General features: G+C 68.2%; 11 protein-coding genes. 2 read left to right on the forward strand and 9 right to left on the reverse strand.

Translation table 11 applies throughout. The features are described from left to right. The first annotated feature begins 7 nt into the window (after window positions 1-7). Window positions 8-124 carry a cytochrome bd-I oxidase subunit CydX gene (gene cydX, locus BFE01S_RS42245; RefSeq protein WP_062871685.1) on the forward strand — a complete coding sequence of 39 codons (117 nt, stop codon included), beginning with the start codon at window positions 8-10 and terminating at the stop codon, window positions 122-124. Window positions 125-255: 131 nt separating this feature from the next. Here the strand turns inward: cydX and nagE are convergent, their stop codons facing one another. The 5 genes from nagE to BFE01S_RS24045 form a co-directional block, all read right to left on the reverse strand. Further along, window positions 256-2016, reverse strand: a complete 1761-nt coding sequence (nagE, locus tag BFE01S_RS24025; protein WP_028227699.1) for an N-acetylglucosamine-specific PTS transporter subunit IIBC — start codon at window positions 2014-2016, stop codon at window positions 256-258. A 143-nt stretch (window positions 2017-2159) separates the two neighbouring features. Then, entirely contained in the window at window positions 2160-4766 is a 2607-nt protein-coding gene (gene ptsP / locus BFE01S_RS24030) for a phosphoenolpyruvate--protein phosphotransferase (RefSeq protein WP_042338380.1), read from the reverse strand. Window positions 4767-4778: 12 nt separating this feature from the next. Then, on the reverse strand, window positions 4779-5786 hold the full coding sequence (locus tag BFE01S_RS24035; RefSeq protein WP_028227701.1) for an SIS domain-containing protein: 1008 nt from the start codon (window positions 5784-5786) through the stop codon (window positions 4779-4781). Then, window positions 5779-6882: an N-acetylglucosamine-6-phosphate deacetylase gene (gene nagA, locus BFE01S_RS24040; RefSeq protein WP_028227702.1), complete on the reverse strand. Its 1104-nt coding sequence runs from the start codon at window positions 6880-6882 to the stop codon at window positions 5779-5781. The genes BFE01S_RS24035 and nagA overlap by 8 nt, the downstream gene beginning before the upstream one ends. A 105-nt stretch (window positions 6883-6987) precedes the next feature. After that, window positions 6988-7722 (reverse strand): GntR family transcriptional regulator, encoded by a 735-nt coding sequence (locus tag BFE01S_RS24045; protein ID WP_028227703.1) that lies wholly within the window; start codon window positions 7720-7722, stop codon window positions 6988-6990. A gap of 376 nt (window positions 7723-8098) precedes the next feature. Here BFE01S_RS24045 and BFE01S_RS39905 point away from each other — a divergent pair, with 376 nt between their 5' ends. Continuing rightward, window positions 8099-9040 carry a bifunctional helix-turn-helix transcriptional regulator/GNAT family N-acetyltransferase gene (locus BFE01S_RS39905; RefSeq protein ID WP_042338382.1) on the forward strand — a complete coding sequence of 314 codons (942 nt, stop codon included), beginning with the start codon at window positions 8099-8101 and terminating at the stop codon, window positions 9038-9040. A gap of 75 nt (window positions 9041-9115) precedes the next feature. Here BFE01S_RS39905 and BFE01S_RS24055 read toward each other — a convergent pair whose 3' ends face one another. The 4 genes from BFE01S_RS24055 to BFE01S_RS24070 form a co-directional block, all read right to left on the reverse strand. Beyond that, the gene (locus BFE01S_RS24055; protein ID WP_028227704.1) at window positions 9116-9928 is read right to left on the reverse strand and encodes a MetQ/NlpA family ABC transporter substrate-binding protein; all 813 of its coding nucleotides are present in this window, start codon (window positions 9926-9928) and stop codon (window positions 9116-9118) included. 150 nt (window positions 9929-10078) lie between these two features. Further along, window positions 10079-10708, reverse strand: coding sequence for an SCO family protein (locus tag BFE01S_RS24060; protein WP_028227705.1), 630 nt, complete (start codon window positions 10706-10708; stop codon window positions 10079-10081). 38 nt (window positions 10709-10746) lie between these two features. Continuing rightward, complete coding sequence (cyoE, locus tag BFE01S_RS24065; RefSeq protein WP_028227706.1) at window positions 10747-11652, reverse strand: heme o synthase; 906 nt, start codon at window positions 11650-11652, stop codon at window positions 10747-10749. A gap of 9 nt (window positions 11653-11661) precedes the next feature. Then, window positions 11662-12771 carry a COX15/CtaA family protein gene (locus tag BFE01S_RS24070; RefSeq protein ID WP_028227707.1) on the reverse strand — a complete coding sequence of 370 codons (1110 nt, stop codon included), beginning with the start codon at window positions 12769-12771 and terminating at the stop codon, window positions 11662-11664. Between the last annotated feature and the right edge of the window lie 47 nt (window positions 12772-12818).

The following is a 12818-nucleotide window of genomic DNA, read 5'->3' on the forward strand; positions in this document are numbered from 1 at the left end:
GGAAACGATGTGGTATTTCAGCTGGATCCTTGGCATCGGCGTGGCGCTCGGCTTTGGCATCGTCAACGTGATGTGGCTCGATTCGCAGCGGCAGCAGGCAAGCGCAGCGGTTCGCAAGGACTGAGCGCCTCGCGGGACATCGACAAAAAAATCGGCGCCTCGGCGCCGATTTTTTTACGTCATGCGGTTATGCGGGATGCCCCCGCGAGATGCCCCCGCGAGATGCGCCGCGTGGGAAGCGCCGCGCGGGCAGCGTCAAGCCGGTTGCGGAGCAAGCGCCTGCGCATAGCGCTGCGCGGCCGGGCCCACCACGACGTGCAGCGTATTGTCCGACACCCACGCCACGTCGAGTGCCGCCAGCTTCTGGCGATCGACCGCCGCCGGGTTGCGCACGACCACGCGCAGGCGCGTTGCCGCCACAGCGTCCAGCGTCGCGATGTTCGCCGATCCGCCGAATGCCGCGAGCCAGCGTGCCGGGTCCGGGTCGAGCGGGCCGGCCTCGCCTGCATCCCCCGCGGCCGCGGCCCGAGCGGGTGCGGACGTAGCAGCCTGGGCACCCACAGCGGCCGCCTGCCCCGGCGCTTGCGGCACCGCAGCCGGGCCGCGCTTGATCTCGCTGCGGATCTCGTCGGCAATCATGTCCGCCTCCGGTCCGATGATGACCTGCACGCTGTCGCCGCCGCGCTTGAGCACGCCGCGTGCGCCGATCACCTTGAGCGCCGGCTCCGACACCTTCGCCGGATCGGCCACCGAAAGACGCAGGCGCGTCGTGCAGGCATCGACCACCTTGAGGTTGGCGGCACCGCCCAGCGCGTCGATATAGCGCGCGGCGCGCGAGGTGCCCGCGGCGGCCGCCGGCACGGCGGCACCCGCCATCGACGAGGCGAGCGCGGTGTCGCCCGTCGAGGCCTCGCGGCCCGGCGTCGGCAGATCGAAGCGGCGGATGAAGAAGCGGAACAGCACGTAGTAGACCACCGCGTAGGCAACGCCGAGCGGAATCGCTTCCCAGCCGTGCGTCGAGAGGCCGTAGTTCAGCACATAGTCGATCGCACCCGCCGAGAACGTGAAGCCGAGCTTGATGCCGAGGAGCGAACAGATCGCGAGCGACAGGCCCGTGAGCAGCGCGTGGATGCCGTAGAGCACCGGCGCGAGGAACATGAACGTGAACTCGATCGGCTCGGTCACGCCCGTGAGGAACGAGGTGAGCGCCATCGACAGCAGCAGGCCCCCCACCATCGCGCGGCGCTCCTTCGGCGCCTCGTGCAGCATCGCGAGGCACGCGGCCGGCAGGCCGAACATCATGATCGGGAAGAAGCCCGCCATGAAGCTGCCCGCGGTGGGATCGCCCGCGAAGAAGCGGTGCAGGTCGCCCGTCACGGGCGCGCCGCCGGCCGGCGTGAAGGTGCCGAACACGAACCACACGAGCGAGTTGAGGATGTGATGCAGGCCCGTCACGAGCAGCAGCCGGTTCAGGAAGCCGTACACGAAGGTGCCGATCGCGCCCGCCGTGGTGAGCCAGTGGCCCGCCGCGTCGATCACGGCCTGCACCGGCGCCCAGCCGTACCCGAACACGACCCCCAGCACGAGACACGCGAGCCCCGTGATGATCGGCACGAAGCGCTTGCCGCCGAAGAACGCGAGGAACTCGGGTAGCTTGATGTCCTTGAAGCGGTTGTACAGCATGCCCGCGACGATACCCGCCACGACGCCCGACAGCACGCCCATGTTGAGCTTGTCGTTGATGTCCTTCATCACGGCCGTCTCGACGAGATAGCCGAGCGCGCCCGCAAGCGCAGCCACGCCGTTGTTGTCCTTCGCGAAGCCGACGGCAATGCCGATCGCGAAGAGGAGCGGCAGATTGTCGAAGATCGCGCCACCCGCGTCGGCGATGATCTTGATGTTGAGCATGTCGCTCTGGCCGAAGCGCAGCAGGATGCCGGCGACCGGCAGCACTGCGATCGGGAGCATCAGCGCGCGGCCGAGGCTCTGAATCTTGAGAAACGGATTGCCATCCATTGAACTGCCTCCAGTCCCTGTCTCTTTCGTGACGTCAGTGGGTGATGAGAGTCGCCGGCTGACTTGCGTATGCCGGCGCGTTTTTTATGTAATGCGAAAGACTTCGGTGAATGTGCGCGAACTGCGGCGCGCACTGCGGCCCGTTATTCGAGCGGCCAGATCGAGCGGCTGACTGCCCGCACGGCCTGGGCCGATTCGAGAGTGAGGGCGTCCTGCGCGCGCTGGCGGCACTGCTGCCAGTCCAGGTTGCGCACGCGCGCCTTGATGGAGGGCACCGACACCGGATCGACGGACAGCTCCGTCACGCCGAGGCCCACCAGCAGCGGCACCGCAACCGGATCGCCCGCGAGCGCGCCGCAGACGCCGACCCACTTGCCGTGCTTCTGCGCGCCCTCCACCGCCGCCGCGACGAGGCGCAGCACGGCCGGATGCAGGCCGTCCGCCTGGGCGGCGAGATCGGGCTGGCAGCGGTCCATCGCGAGCGTGTACTGGGTGAGATCGTTCGTGCCGATCGAGAGAAAATCCGCGTGCTGCGCAAGCTGATCGGCGAGCAGCGCGGCCGAAGGCACCTCGATCATCACGCCGATTTCGATGGGCTCGGTGCGGCCCGCCTCTTCGGCGAAGGTTTCGATGCGCTCGCGCAGGCGCACGAGTTCGCCGGCATCGGTCACCATCGGCAGCAGGATGCGCACGGCGCCCGCGGGCTTCACGGCGAGCAGCGCCCGCAACTGGTCGTCGAGCAGATCGGGGCGCACCTGGGCAAGACGGATGCCGCGCAGGCCCAGCGCCGGATTCGGTTCGGGCGGCAGCGTCAGGTAATCGACTTCCTTGTCCGCGCCCACGTCGAGCGTGCGGATGATGGCCGTGCGGCCCGCCAGCGCCTCGACGATCGCCTGATAGCTTTGACGGTGCTCATCGACCGTCGGCGCCGTCGGGCGATGAATGAACATGAGTTCGGTGCGCAGGAGGCCCACGGCGTCGGCGCCGTTGTCCACGGCAGTGGTCGCGTCTTCGAGCGTGGCGATGTTCGCGGCCACTTCGATCGCGCGGCCATCCCGCGTGGCGGCCGCCTGCTGCGAGGTGCGGCGGTTCGCTTCGCGCATGCCCGCAAGGCGTGCGCGCTCCGTGCGCGCGCGCTCGATGTCGAGCGCGCTGGGTGCGTAGGCAAGGCGCCCTTCGCTCGCGCTCACCACCACCTCGGTGCCTTCGGCAATGCTGTGCAGCGTGTCGCCGAGCGCGACGAGCGCCGGAATGCCAGCCTGGCGCGCGATGATCGCCGCATGCGACGTGGCGCCGCCGCGCGCCATCACAAGCGCCGTCACGCGTGCACGGTCGAGCGTAGCGAGATCGGAAGGCGTGAATTCGTCGGCGGCCAGCACGGCCTCTTCGGGCAGCGTGCGCACCGCGGTGTTCGAGAGCCCCAGCGCACGCAGCACGCGCTTTTCGAGGTCGCGCAGGTCCGCCGCGCGCTCGGCGAGCAGCGGGTCGTCCACCTGCCCGAGCACCGCGATCTGCGCGCGGATCGCCTCGCGCCACGCGAAGCCCGCGCTCTTGCCGAGGCTGATGAGGTCGCGTGCGGCATCGACGAGCGTGGGGTCTTCGAGCAGCACGCGGTGCATCGTGAAGATGCCGGCCTCGCTGATCGCGCTGCGCTGCGATGCGGCGCGCACCGCGTTGTTCAATTCGGCGTCCACGGCAGCAATCGCCTTGTCGAGCGCGCGGCTTTCGGCGGCCGAGGTGCCGCTCGCGGCCTCCGGCGGCACGATCTCCGCGTCGTCCCAGCGCACGAGCTTGCCCACCGCAATGCCCGGCGCCGCGCACACGCCCGCCAGCGTACTGGGCACCGCCGCGCCCGCCGCCGGCTGGGCGGCAGCGCTCGCCGCCGCGCGCGGTGCCGGCGAAAGCTGCCGTGCCGGCGCTTCGCCGCCTTCGCCCGGCGCTTCGCGATTCAGTTCGCCGGCAACGGCCTCGACGGCCTGTTGCGCGTCGCGGCCCGTGCCCACGAGCTCGATGGTCGCACCTTCGCCCGCGCCGAGCGCGAGCAGGCCCACCACGCTTTCGATGGCCGCACGGCGCTCGCCGTGGCGCACTTCCACCCGCGCCTCGAAGCCGCGCACGGCCTCGCGCGCCCGCGCCGCGGGCCGCGCATGGAGGCCGCCCGCGTGCGTGAGCGTCAGCGTGCGGCGCGCTTCGTTTTGCACCGCACCCGCGGCGGCCGCCACAGCCGCCGCCGCGCCTTCCCGCGCACGCAGCACGAGGAGCGGCGAAACGCCGGCTTCGACGTTGCCGCCTTGCGCGCGCGCAATCACTTCGAACGCATCGGAGTTCGCAACCGCGACCACCGAAACGAGGCTCGGCGCCTCGCAGGCCACGACGTCGAGATCGAACTCGATCAGCAGGTCGCCGCGGCGCACCTGCGCGCCCTGCTCCACCTTCGGCGCGAAGCCCTTGCCGTTCAGCTCGACCGTGTCGATGCCGACATGCACCAGCAACTGTGCCCCTTCTGCGGTCTGGAGCGTGACGGCGTGGCCCGTGCGCGCGAGATGCATGACAACGCCGTCGCACGGCGCAACAAGCCGGCCGACGAGCGGATCGATACCGATACCGTCACCGAACAGACCTTCCGAAAACACCGGATCGGGCACCGCTGCGAGCGGCACGACCGGACCTGTGAGCGGCGCGACAATGGCGATGTCGCCCGCGGCGGATTGAACCGGGTTCATCAGGCGGGACTCCTGGATGCGTTCCATCAGCTTTCCAATCTAGTGAGTTTCGGTGACTTTGTTCAGGTAGCGCGGCTCGTCGGGATTGCGGCCGCGCGCGGCGGCGAGGTCCGCCGCCATCACGTAGAACGACAGAATCGCGGCCACGGGGTCGAGCGACGCATCGGCGGTCGTCACGAGCGGCAGTGTCGCGTCGGGCACGTCGGCGGGCGCGGCCAGCAGCACGCGCGCGCCGCGCTTGACCATGTCGCGCGCGAAGTCGATCAGGCCCGCCTGCTCCGGTCCGCGCGGGGCGAACACGAGAAGCGGGTAGTCGCGGTCGATCAGCTCCATCGGGCCGTGACGCACTTCCGCGCTCGAAAACGCCTCGGCCTGGATGCCCGAGGTTTCCTTGAGCTTGAGCGCCGCCTCCTGCGCAATGGCAAGACCTGCCCCGCGGCCGATCACGATCATCTGCGAAACCTCGCGCAGCTCGTCCACGGCCTTCGACCAGTCGAGCGAGCCCGCGGCGTGCAGCGCGTCGGGCAGCGCACGGAGCGCATCGACGAAAGCGGCGTCGCGCTGCCAGAACGCCACGAGCTGCGCCGAAAGCGAGAGCATCGCGATATAGCTCTTGGTGGCCGCCACGCTCAGTTCCGGCCCGGCGAGGAGCGGCAGCTCGGCGCCCGCGGCTTCGGCCAGCGGCGAGCCCGGCACGTTCACCGCAGCCGCCGTGAGCGCACCCGCCTCGCGCAGCACGCGCATGGTGGCGACGAGATCAGGACTCCTGCCTGATTGGGAAAAAGCGAGGGCGAACTGGCCGCGCACGCGCAACGGCGCCTGCTGGAGCGTGGCGATCGACATGGGAACCGAGGCCACCGGCACGCCGATGCGGCTCATGGTGAGCGCGGCGAAGTAGCTCGCCGCGTGGTCGGAGCTGCCGCGCGCGACGGTGAGCGCGACCTGCGGCGGCTGGGCTTCGAGCCGGCGCGCGAGCACTTCGACACTGGCGGTGTCCGCGAGCTGCGCGGCGACGACGTTGGCCGAGGCCAACGCTTCTTTAAGCATATTCGACAATCGATTCTCCTTCGACGTAGGTCGCGGTAAGGGCCAGCTCGCGATCGAACACGACGACGTCACCCCATGCGCCGCGCACGAGGCGGCCACGGTCCTCGATGCCGAGGTAGTCGGCAGCGTAGCGCGACAGGCGCGCCGAGACGTCCGCAATCGGAAAGCCGAGCGAAACGAGGTTGCGCAGCGCCTGATCCATGGTCAGCGTGCTGCCTGCGAGGGTGCCGTCGGCAAGGCGCACGCCGCCGAGGCACTTGGTCACGTGCTGGCTGCCGAGGCGGTATTCGCCGTCGGGCATGCCGGTCGCCGAGGTGCTGTCGGTGACCACGTAGAGGCGCGGAATCGCCCGCATGGCCGCGCGGATCGCACCCGGGTGCACGTGCAGCAGATCGGGGATGATCTCCGCGTATTCCGCATGCGCAAGCGCCGCGCCGACCAGACCCGGGTTGCGGTGATGCAGCGGCGACATCGCATTGAAGAGGTGCGTGAAGCCGCGCGCGCCGTGCTTGAGCGCGGCCACGCCGTCGTCGTAGGTGGCGAGCGAGTGGCCGAGCTGCACGCGCACGCCGCGCGCGGCCATCTCCGAAATGATCTCGATGTGACCTGCGATTTCGGGCGCCACGGTCACGACGCGGATGGGCGCGATCGAGAGGTACTTGAGCACCTCGTCGAGCACCGCCGACACCGCCGCGTCCGGCTGCGCGCCGAGCTTGCCCGGGTTGATGTACGGGCCTTCCAGGTGCACGCCCAGCACCCGCGCGCCGCCCGCCGTGCGCACGCGCGCCACGTCGCCGAGGCCCGCGACCACGCGCATGAGCTCTTCGCGCGGCGCGGTCATGGTGGTGGCGAGCAGGCTCGTCGTGCCGAAGCGCGCATGCGTGCGCGTGATGGTTTCGATGGCGTCGCCGCCTTCCATCACGTCGGCGCCGCCGCCGCCGTGCACGTGCAGGTCGATGAAGCCCGGCAGGATGTACGGCGCGTCGTTCTTCGCCGGATCGGCCGCATTGCCCGAGATCGACGTGATGCGCCCGTTCTCGAACGACAGCGTGCCGTGGATCCAGCCTTCAGGAGTGAGTATGTTTCCGCTCAGCATGAAAGTTTTCCGATGGGTTGCGACGAGGCGCGAGGCGTCATGTCAGGGTCGTGCATGGGTGAATCGTTGTGTGGCCGGGCATTCTTCATGGCTGGGCAGACCCGCTCACTGGCGCAGCTCCGCGACGAAATCGTAATAGCCGTCGCGGCAATAGGTGTCGGTCAATTCGATCGCGTGCTGGTCGGCCGAAAAACCCACCCGCGTAATGACGAGCAGCGCCGCGCGCGGCTCGACGCCCATCAGCGCCGCGATCTCGCCCGTCGCGTTCACTGCGCGGAAATGCTGCAGGGCCCGCACCACGGGCATGCCGCGCTCTTCGAGGTACGCGTAGAGCGAGGTGTCGATGGACTCCGGGTTCGGCACGATCGACGCCGGCAGCGTGGAATGCTCCACGGCCATCACGATGCCGTCCGCACGGCGCAGCCGCCGCAGGCTCGTGACCGAGGCGCCCGGCGAAAGGCCCAGTTGCACGATCTCCTCGCGGTGCGCCGGGCGCACTTCGCGCGCGAGCCACACCGAGTCGGGCGTGAAGCCGCGCTGCTCCATCTTCTTCGTGAAACCGGTCAGGCGCGAAAGCGGATCCTCCACGCGCGGCGTGATGAAGCTGCCCGCCCCGCGTGCGCGCCGGATCAGCCCCTGCTCCACGAGCAGCTCGATCGCCTTGCGCGCCGTGATGCGCGAGACGCCAATGGCGTCCGACAGCGTGCGCTCCGACGGCAGCGCCTCGCCGGCCGACCACACGCCGCAATGAATCGCCGTGGCAAGGTTGCGCGCGAGCTGCAGGTAGAGCGGCGTCACGTTGCGCGCGTCGGGCATCAGGGCAGACCAACGGGTTTCCATGGGACTTGTGCCTGGGTTCTGGGATCGTGGGGCGTCCTGGCGCGGGGCACCGGACTGCTTCGAAAGCGAGCCCATTATATAACCACCATAAGACCAGTCAACAGAGTGGCTCCTCACTGCAGAAATCGAATAAATTCGTTTTCCATCAATAGATTATGCAATCACGCTCGACCTCTATCTGAGCCCACTGGGCATCAGGATTTACCCTGAACAGAGCGAACTGGACCGCATGACAGGACCAGATGGACGGCAGGTTGCCATTCCGGGCGGGGAGAACCCTGACGCGCGTCACAGAGTTCCCCTATAGTCACGTTTGATAACGATCAACACAAAACAACATCGAGAGGGGCCTCACTTGGCGACGGAATCCGAGGCAATGCGGCGCGCACAAGCCGTACTGCAATTCAACCGCTTCTACGCGAAGTACCTGGTCGCGCAGCACGACCGGCTGCCGCGCAGCACCTTTTCGCTCACCGAAGTCCGCATCCTGCACGAGCTGGCCACCGGCAAGGCCGACACGGCCGCTGCGCTCGCCCGCAATCTCGCGCTCGATACCGGCTATCTGAGCCGCATTCTCGCGGGATTCGAGCAGCGCAAGCTGATCTCACGGCGCCCGAGCACAACCGACGCGCGCCAGTCGCTGCTGAGCCTCACCGACGAAGGCCGGGCCGAATACGCCCCGCTCGACGCCGCCGCGGTAGACACCGTGGCCGCGGCACTCGCGCAACTCGCGCCGGCCGAGCAGGAGCAGCTCATCGGCGCGCTGCGCACGGCGCAGCATCTGCTCGGCGGGCGTAGCTCGCCGGGCATCGTCACGATACGGGCGCCGCGGCCGGGCGACTTCAGCTGGATCGTGCACCGGCTCACCCAGTCCTTCGCGCACGAACCGGGCTGGGGCAGCCGGTTCGAGGCGCTGGCGGCGCAGCGGATCGGCGCGTTCGCACCCGGTCACGATCCGGCGCGCGAAGCGGCGTGGATCGTCGAGCAGGAAGGTCTCGTGGTGGGCGGCGTCATGCTGATTGCCGCCGGCGAAGAGGAGGCACGCGTGCAGATGCTGTTCGTCGAACGGCACGTACGGCGGCTCGGCATCGGTTCGCAACTGCTCGACGAGTGCGTGCGCTTTGCGCGCCGCGCGGGCTATGCCGCGCTCGCCATCGAACTCGCGCCCGAACTGGACGACGCCCGACGCATGGCCGGGCGCGCCGGTTTCGCGCCGATGCCGCCAGGCGAGAGCGGCGCCGGGACTGGCCCGCTCGCCGAATGCTGGTCGCTCAGCCTCCAGGACACAGGCACCTGGCGGCTCCTCAAACAGGCGTAAAAAAACCGCGGCGCCAGGCCGCGGTTTTCGCTTTGTCGAAGGCATGCAGCAAGGCGCCGCATACCGGAGCGCCGATCAGAACGACGGCACCATCGAACCCTTGAACTGGGTCTTCATGAACTGGCGCACGTCTTCCGACTGATACGCCGCAACCAGCTTCTTCACCCACGGCTTGTCCTTGTCCTGGGCGCGCACGGCGATCACGTTCGCGTACGGGCTGTGAATGTCTTCGAGCGCGATGGCGTCCCGGGTCGGCTGCAGGCCGGCGGCAAGCGCGTAGTTCGTGTTGATGACGGCAGCGTCCACGTCGCCGAGCGCGCGCGGCAGTTGCGCCGCATCCAGTTCCACGAACTTGAGCTTCTTCGGATTTTCCGCGACGTCGAGCGGCGTCGCATTGTTGCCGTCCACGCCCGCACCGGCGCGCAGCTTGACGAGCCCCTTCGACTGCAGAAGCAGGAACGCGCGGTTCTCGTTCGAAGGATCGTTCGGCACCGCGACCTTCGCGCCTTGCGGCAGGTCGCTCAGCGACTTCAGCTTCTTCGAGTACACGCCGATCGGCGAGATGTAGGTGAGGCCCGCGCTCACGATCTTGTAGCCGCGCTGCTTGACCTGGCTGTCGAGGTAGGGCTGGTGCTGGAAGCTGTTGGCGTCGAGGTCGCCTGAGTCGAGCGCGGCGTTCGGCTGCACGTAGTCATTGAATTCGATGACCTTGACGTTCAGGCCTTCGCGCTTCGCGACCTTTTGCACGACGGCCCAGACCTGGGCGTCCGGACCCGAAACGGTGCCGACCTTGATGACCTGGTCGTCGGCGCGCGCGCCGAAGCTGGCGAAGAGCGTGGTGGCGGCGAAGCCGGCGAGGAGAGCCTTGATGAGATTTCTGCGCTGCATGGAGGTGATGTTCCGGCCTGTTATTTCGATATCGCCGGCTTGCACGGCATTGTGTGCCGTTTGCCGGGGGGATGCATGGTCTCACACGGCGCCGGCGCCGCGAAATACCGAAATCGCATACCGGTATGCCGCTCGCGCCCAGTGCGCGAGTCAGCCCAGCAGCAGCTTCAGGTCGTGAACCCAGGGCGTCACGCCCTGCCCGTCGCGGGCGAAGAGCCGCAGCTTGCCGGTCGTGTCGAACACGTAGCTCGCGGCGGTGTGATCCATCGTGTAGTTGTCGGGCGTGCTGCCGGGCACCTTCGCGTAGTAGACGCGGAAGTCCTTCGTGACCTGCTTGAGCTGGGCCTCGTCGGCCGGGCGCAGCGCGATGAAGGTCGGGTTGAACGCCGCCACGTACTGGCTCAGGATCTGAGCCGTGTCGCGCTCGGGATCGACGGTGACGAACACCACCTGAACGCGCTTCGCGGCAGCGGGGCCGATCTGCTGGAGCGCCTGCGAGAGCTCCGCCAGCGTGGTGGGGCACACGTCCGGGCAGTGCGTGTAGCCGAAGAACAGCACCACCACCTTGCCCTTGTAGTCGGCGAGCGAGCGCATCGTGCCGCGGGTGTCGGGCAGCGAGAAGTCCTTGCCGAACTGCGTGTTGCCGGTGATGTCGAGGTTCGTGAAGGACGGCGCCTGCTGGCCGCAGCCCGCGACGAGCGCGGTGCCGCCGAGGGCGCAGACCGTGGCGAGCGCAACGAGCGTGGTGCGCCCGATGCGTGCAAGCGTTTGACGGATCATGTGGGTCACGGCGCGTAAGGGTTTGCCGGGCGGACGCTTCAGGCTGCGATCAGGGCGTGGACGTAGTGATCGACGAGCAGCGCCACGAAGAGCAGCGAGAGATAAACGATCGAGTAGCGGAAAGTCTTCCGCGCGAGCTCATCGGAGTACTCGCGATAGATTTTCCACGCGTAGGCGAGGAACACCGCGCCGAGCACCACGGCCGTCACGAGATAGAGCAGGCCGCTCATGCCCGAGATGAACGGCATGAGCGTGACGACGAAGAGCACCACCGTATAGAGCAGGATGCACAGGCGCGTATAGGCTTCGCCGTGCGTGTTCGGCAGCATCGGCAGGCCGGCTTTCTTGTAGTCTTCGCGGCGGTACAGCGCGAGCGACCAGAAGTGCGGCGGCGTCCAGACGAAGATGATGAGCACGAGAATCCAGGCGTCGCCGGGCACGTGGCCCGTGACGGCGGCCCAGCCGAGCGCGGGCGGCATGGCGCCCGACGCGCCGCCGATCACGATGTTCTGCGGCGTGTTGGGCTTGAGCAGCAGCGTGTAGATGATCGCGTAGCCGATGAACGTGGCAAACGTGAGCCACATCGTGAGCGCGTTGGTGAAGGCGTAGAGCGTCCACATGCCTACGCCGCCCAGCACGAGCGAAAACAGCAGGATCTGGATGCTCGTGATCTCGCCGCGCGCGGACGGGCGCCACGCGGTGCGGCGCATCTTCGCGTCGATCTTCTGCTCGACGAGACAGTTGATGGCGAAGGCGGCGCCGGCCGTGAGCCAGATGCCGACGGTGCCGCCGACCAGCACCTTCCAGGGCACCATGCCGGGCACGGCGAGGAACATGCCGATCACCGCGCAAAACACCGCCAGCTGGGTAACGCGCGGCTTCGTGAGCGCGACGTACTGGGAAATCCGGCTGCCCGGGGGATGGGAGAGGGTTGTACTTTCCATAGGGACGGGTCACGCCGGCGCGGCGTCGCGCGTGGGGACAAGGGCGCGGCCGGGGCGGCTATAAGCAATTCGAAAGTTTAGCATGACGACGAGAAGCAGCAGGATCGCGGCCCCGCCGTTATGCGCCACCGCAATGGCCAGCGGCCACTGCAGCACGATGTTCGAGAGCCCGGTGAGGAACTGGATCAGTACCACGATCAGGACCCCATTGGCGGGACGCCGCAGCGACTCGAAGCGCCGAAGCTTGAGGGCGAACCATACCAGATATGCGATCACCACGAGCGCAAACGTGCGGTGCGTCCAGTGGATCGCCACCAGCGCGTCCTGGGTGATGACGTCGCCGTTGCCATCCATGCCGAGCGCGCGCCACAGATGAAAACCGTGATGAAAATCCATCGGCGGGACCCAGGCGCCGTTGCAGGTGGGAAAGTCGGTGCACGCGAGCACCGCGTAGTTGGTGCTGACCCAGCCGCCGAGGGCGATCTGCACGACGAGTAGCGCGAGTGCCGCGAGCGCGGCCGCTCGCCAGCGTGCGGCGCCCGGCTCCCAGGCGGACAGCGGCGTGAGGCGCGCCGCGAGCCAGCCGAGCGTGCCGAGCAGCGTGAGCCCGAGCAGCAGGTGCGTGGTGACGATGATCGGCTGCAGCTTCATGGTCACGGTCCACGCGCCGAAGACGCCCTGCACCACAATCAGCCCGAGCAGCGCCGTGGGCCACCAGGGCGAGACGTGCAGCGGCAAACGCTTGAGGCGCGCGCGCCAGGCAATGGCCATCTGCGCGATGATGAGCACGCCGATCGCCATGGCGAAGTAGCGGTGAATCATCTCGATCCACGCCTTCGACAGGCTGACGGGGCCGGTGGGCATCAGCGCGTGCGCGGCCGCGATCTGCGCGTGCGCGATGAACGGCGAAGACGTGCCGTAGCAGCCCGGCCAGTCCGGGCAGCCGAGGCCCGAATCGGTGAGGCGCGTGAAGCCGCCGAACATCACGAGGTCGAGCGTCATGAAGGTCGTGAGCCAGACGAGCTTGCGGAACTTGTCGTCGTCGGCCTTCACCCACACCCACGAGAGCGGCAGCAGCGCAATGCACAGGCCGATCAGGCCGAGTTCCAGTACGAACATTCCCTATCTTCCAGCGAATCTGTCAGCTAATGAAGTCTTGCGCGGCA

Source organism: Paraburkholderia ferrariae NBRC 106233 (assembly GCF_000685035.1).
In the GTDB taxonomy this organism is placed as follows: domain Bacteria; phylum Pseudomonadota; class Gammaproteobacteria; order Burkholderiales; family Burkholderiaceae; genus Paraburkholderia; species Paraburkholderia ferrariae.

Excerpts from the sequence above, each read along its gene's own strand:
- BFE01S_RS24045 (WP_028227703.1), bottom strand. The coding sequence starts at position 7,722 with ATGGAAACCCGTTGGTCTGCCCTGATGCCCGACGCGCGCAACGTGACG.
- BFE01S_RS24070 (WP_028227707.1), bottom strand. The coding sequence starts at position 12,771 with ATGTTCGTACTGGAACTCGGCCTGATCGGCCTGTGCATTGCGCTGCTG.
- nagE (WP_028227699.1), bottom strand. The coding sequence starts at position 2,016 with ATGGATGGCAATCCGTTTCTCAAGATTCAGAGCCTCGGCCGCGCGCTG.
- BFE01S_RS24035 (WP_028227701.1), bottom strand. The coding sequence starts at position 5,786 with ATGCTTAAAGAAGCGTTGGCCTCGGCCAACGTCGTCGCCGCGCAGCTC.
- BFE01S_RS24060 (WP_028227705.1), bottom strand. The coding sequence starts at position 10,708 with ATGATCCGTCAAACGCTTGCACGCATCGGGCGCACCACGCTCGTTGCG.
- cyoE (WP_028227706.1), bottom strand. The coding sequence starts at position 11,652 with ATGGAAAGTACAACCCTCTCCCATCCCCCGGGCAGCCGGATTTCCCAG.
- BFE01S_RS39905 (WP_042338382.1), top strand. The coding sequence starts at position 8,099 with ATGCGGCGCGCACAAGCCGTACTGCAATTCAACCGCTTCTACGCGAAG.
- cydX (WP_062871685.1), top strand. The coding sequence starts at position 8 with ATGTGGTATTTCAGCTGGATCCTTGGCATCGGCGTGGCGCTCGGCTTT.
- ptsP (WP_042338380.1), bottom strand. The coding sequence starts at position 4,766 with ATGGAACGCATCCAGGAGTCCCGCCTGATGAACCCGGTTCAATCCGCC.
- nagA (WP_028227702.1), bottom strand. The coding sequence starts at position 6,882 with ATGCTGAGCGGAAACATACTCACTCCTGAAGGCTGGATCCACGGCACG.
- BFE01S_RS24055 (WP_028227704.1), bottom strand. The coding sequence starts at position 9,928 with ATGCAGCGCAGAAATCTCATCAAGGCTCTCCTCGCCGGCTTCGCCGCC.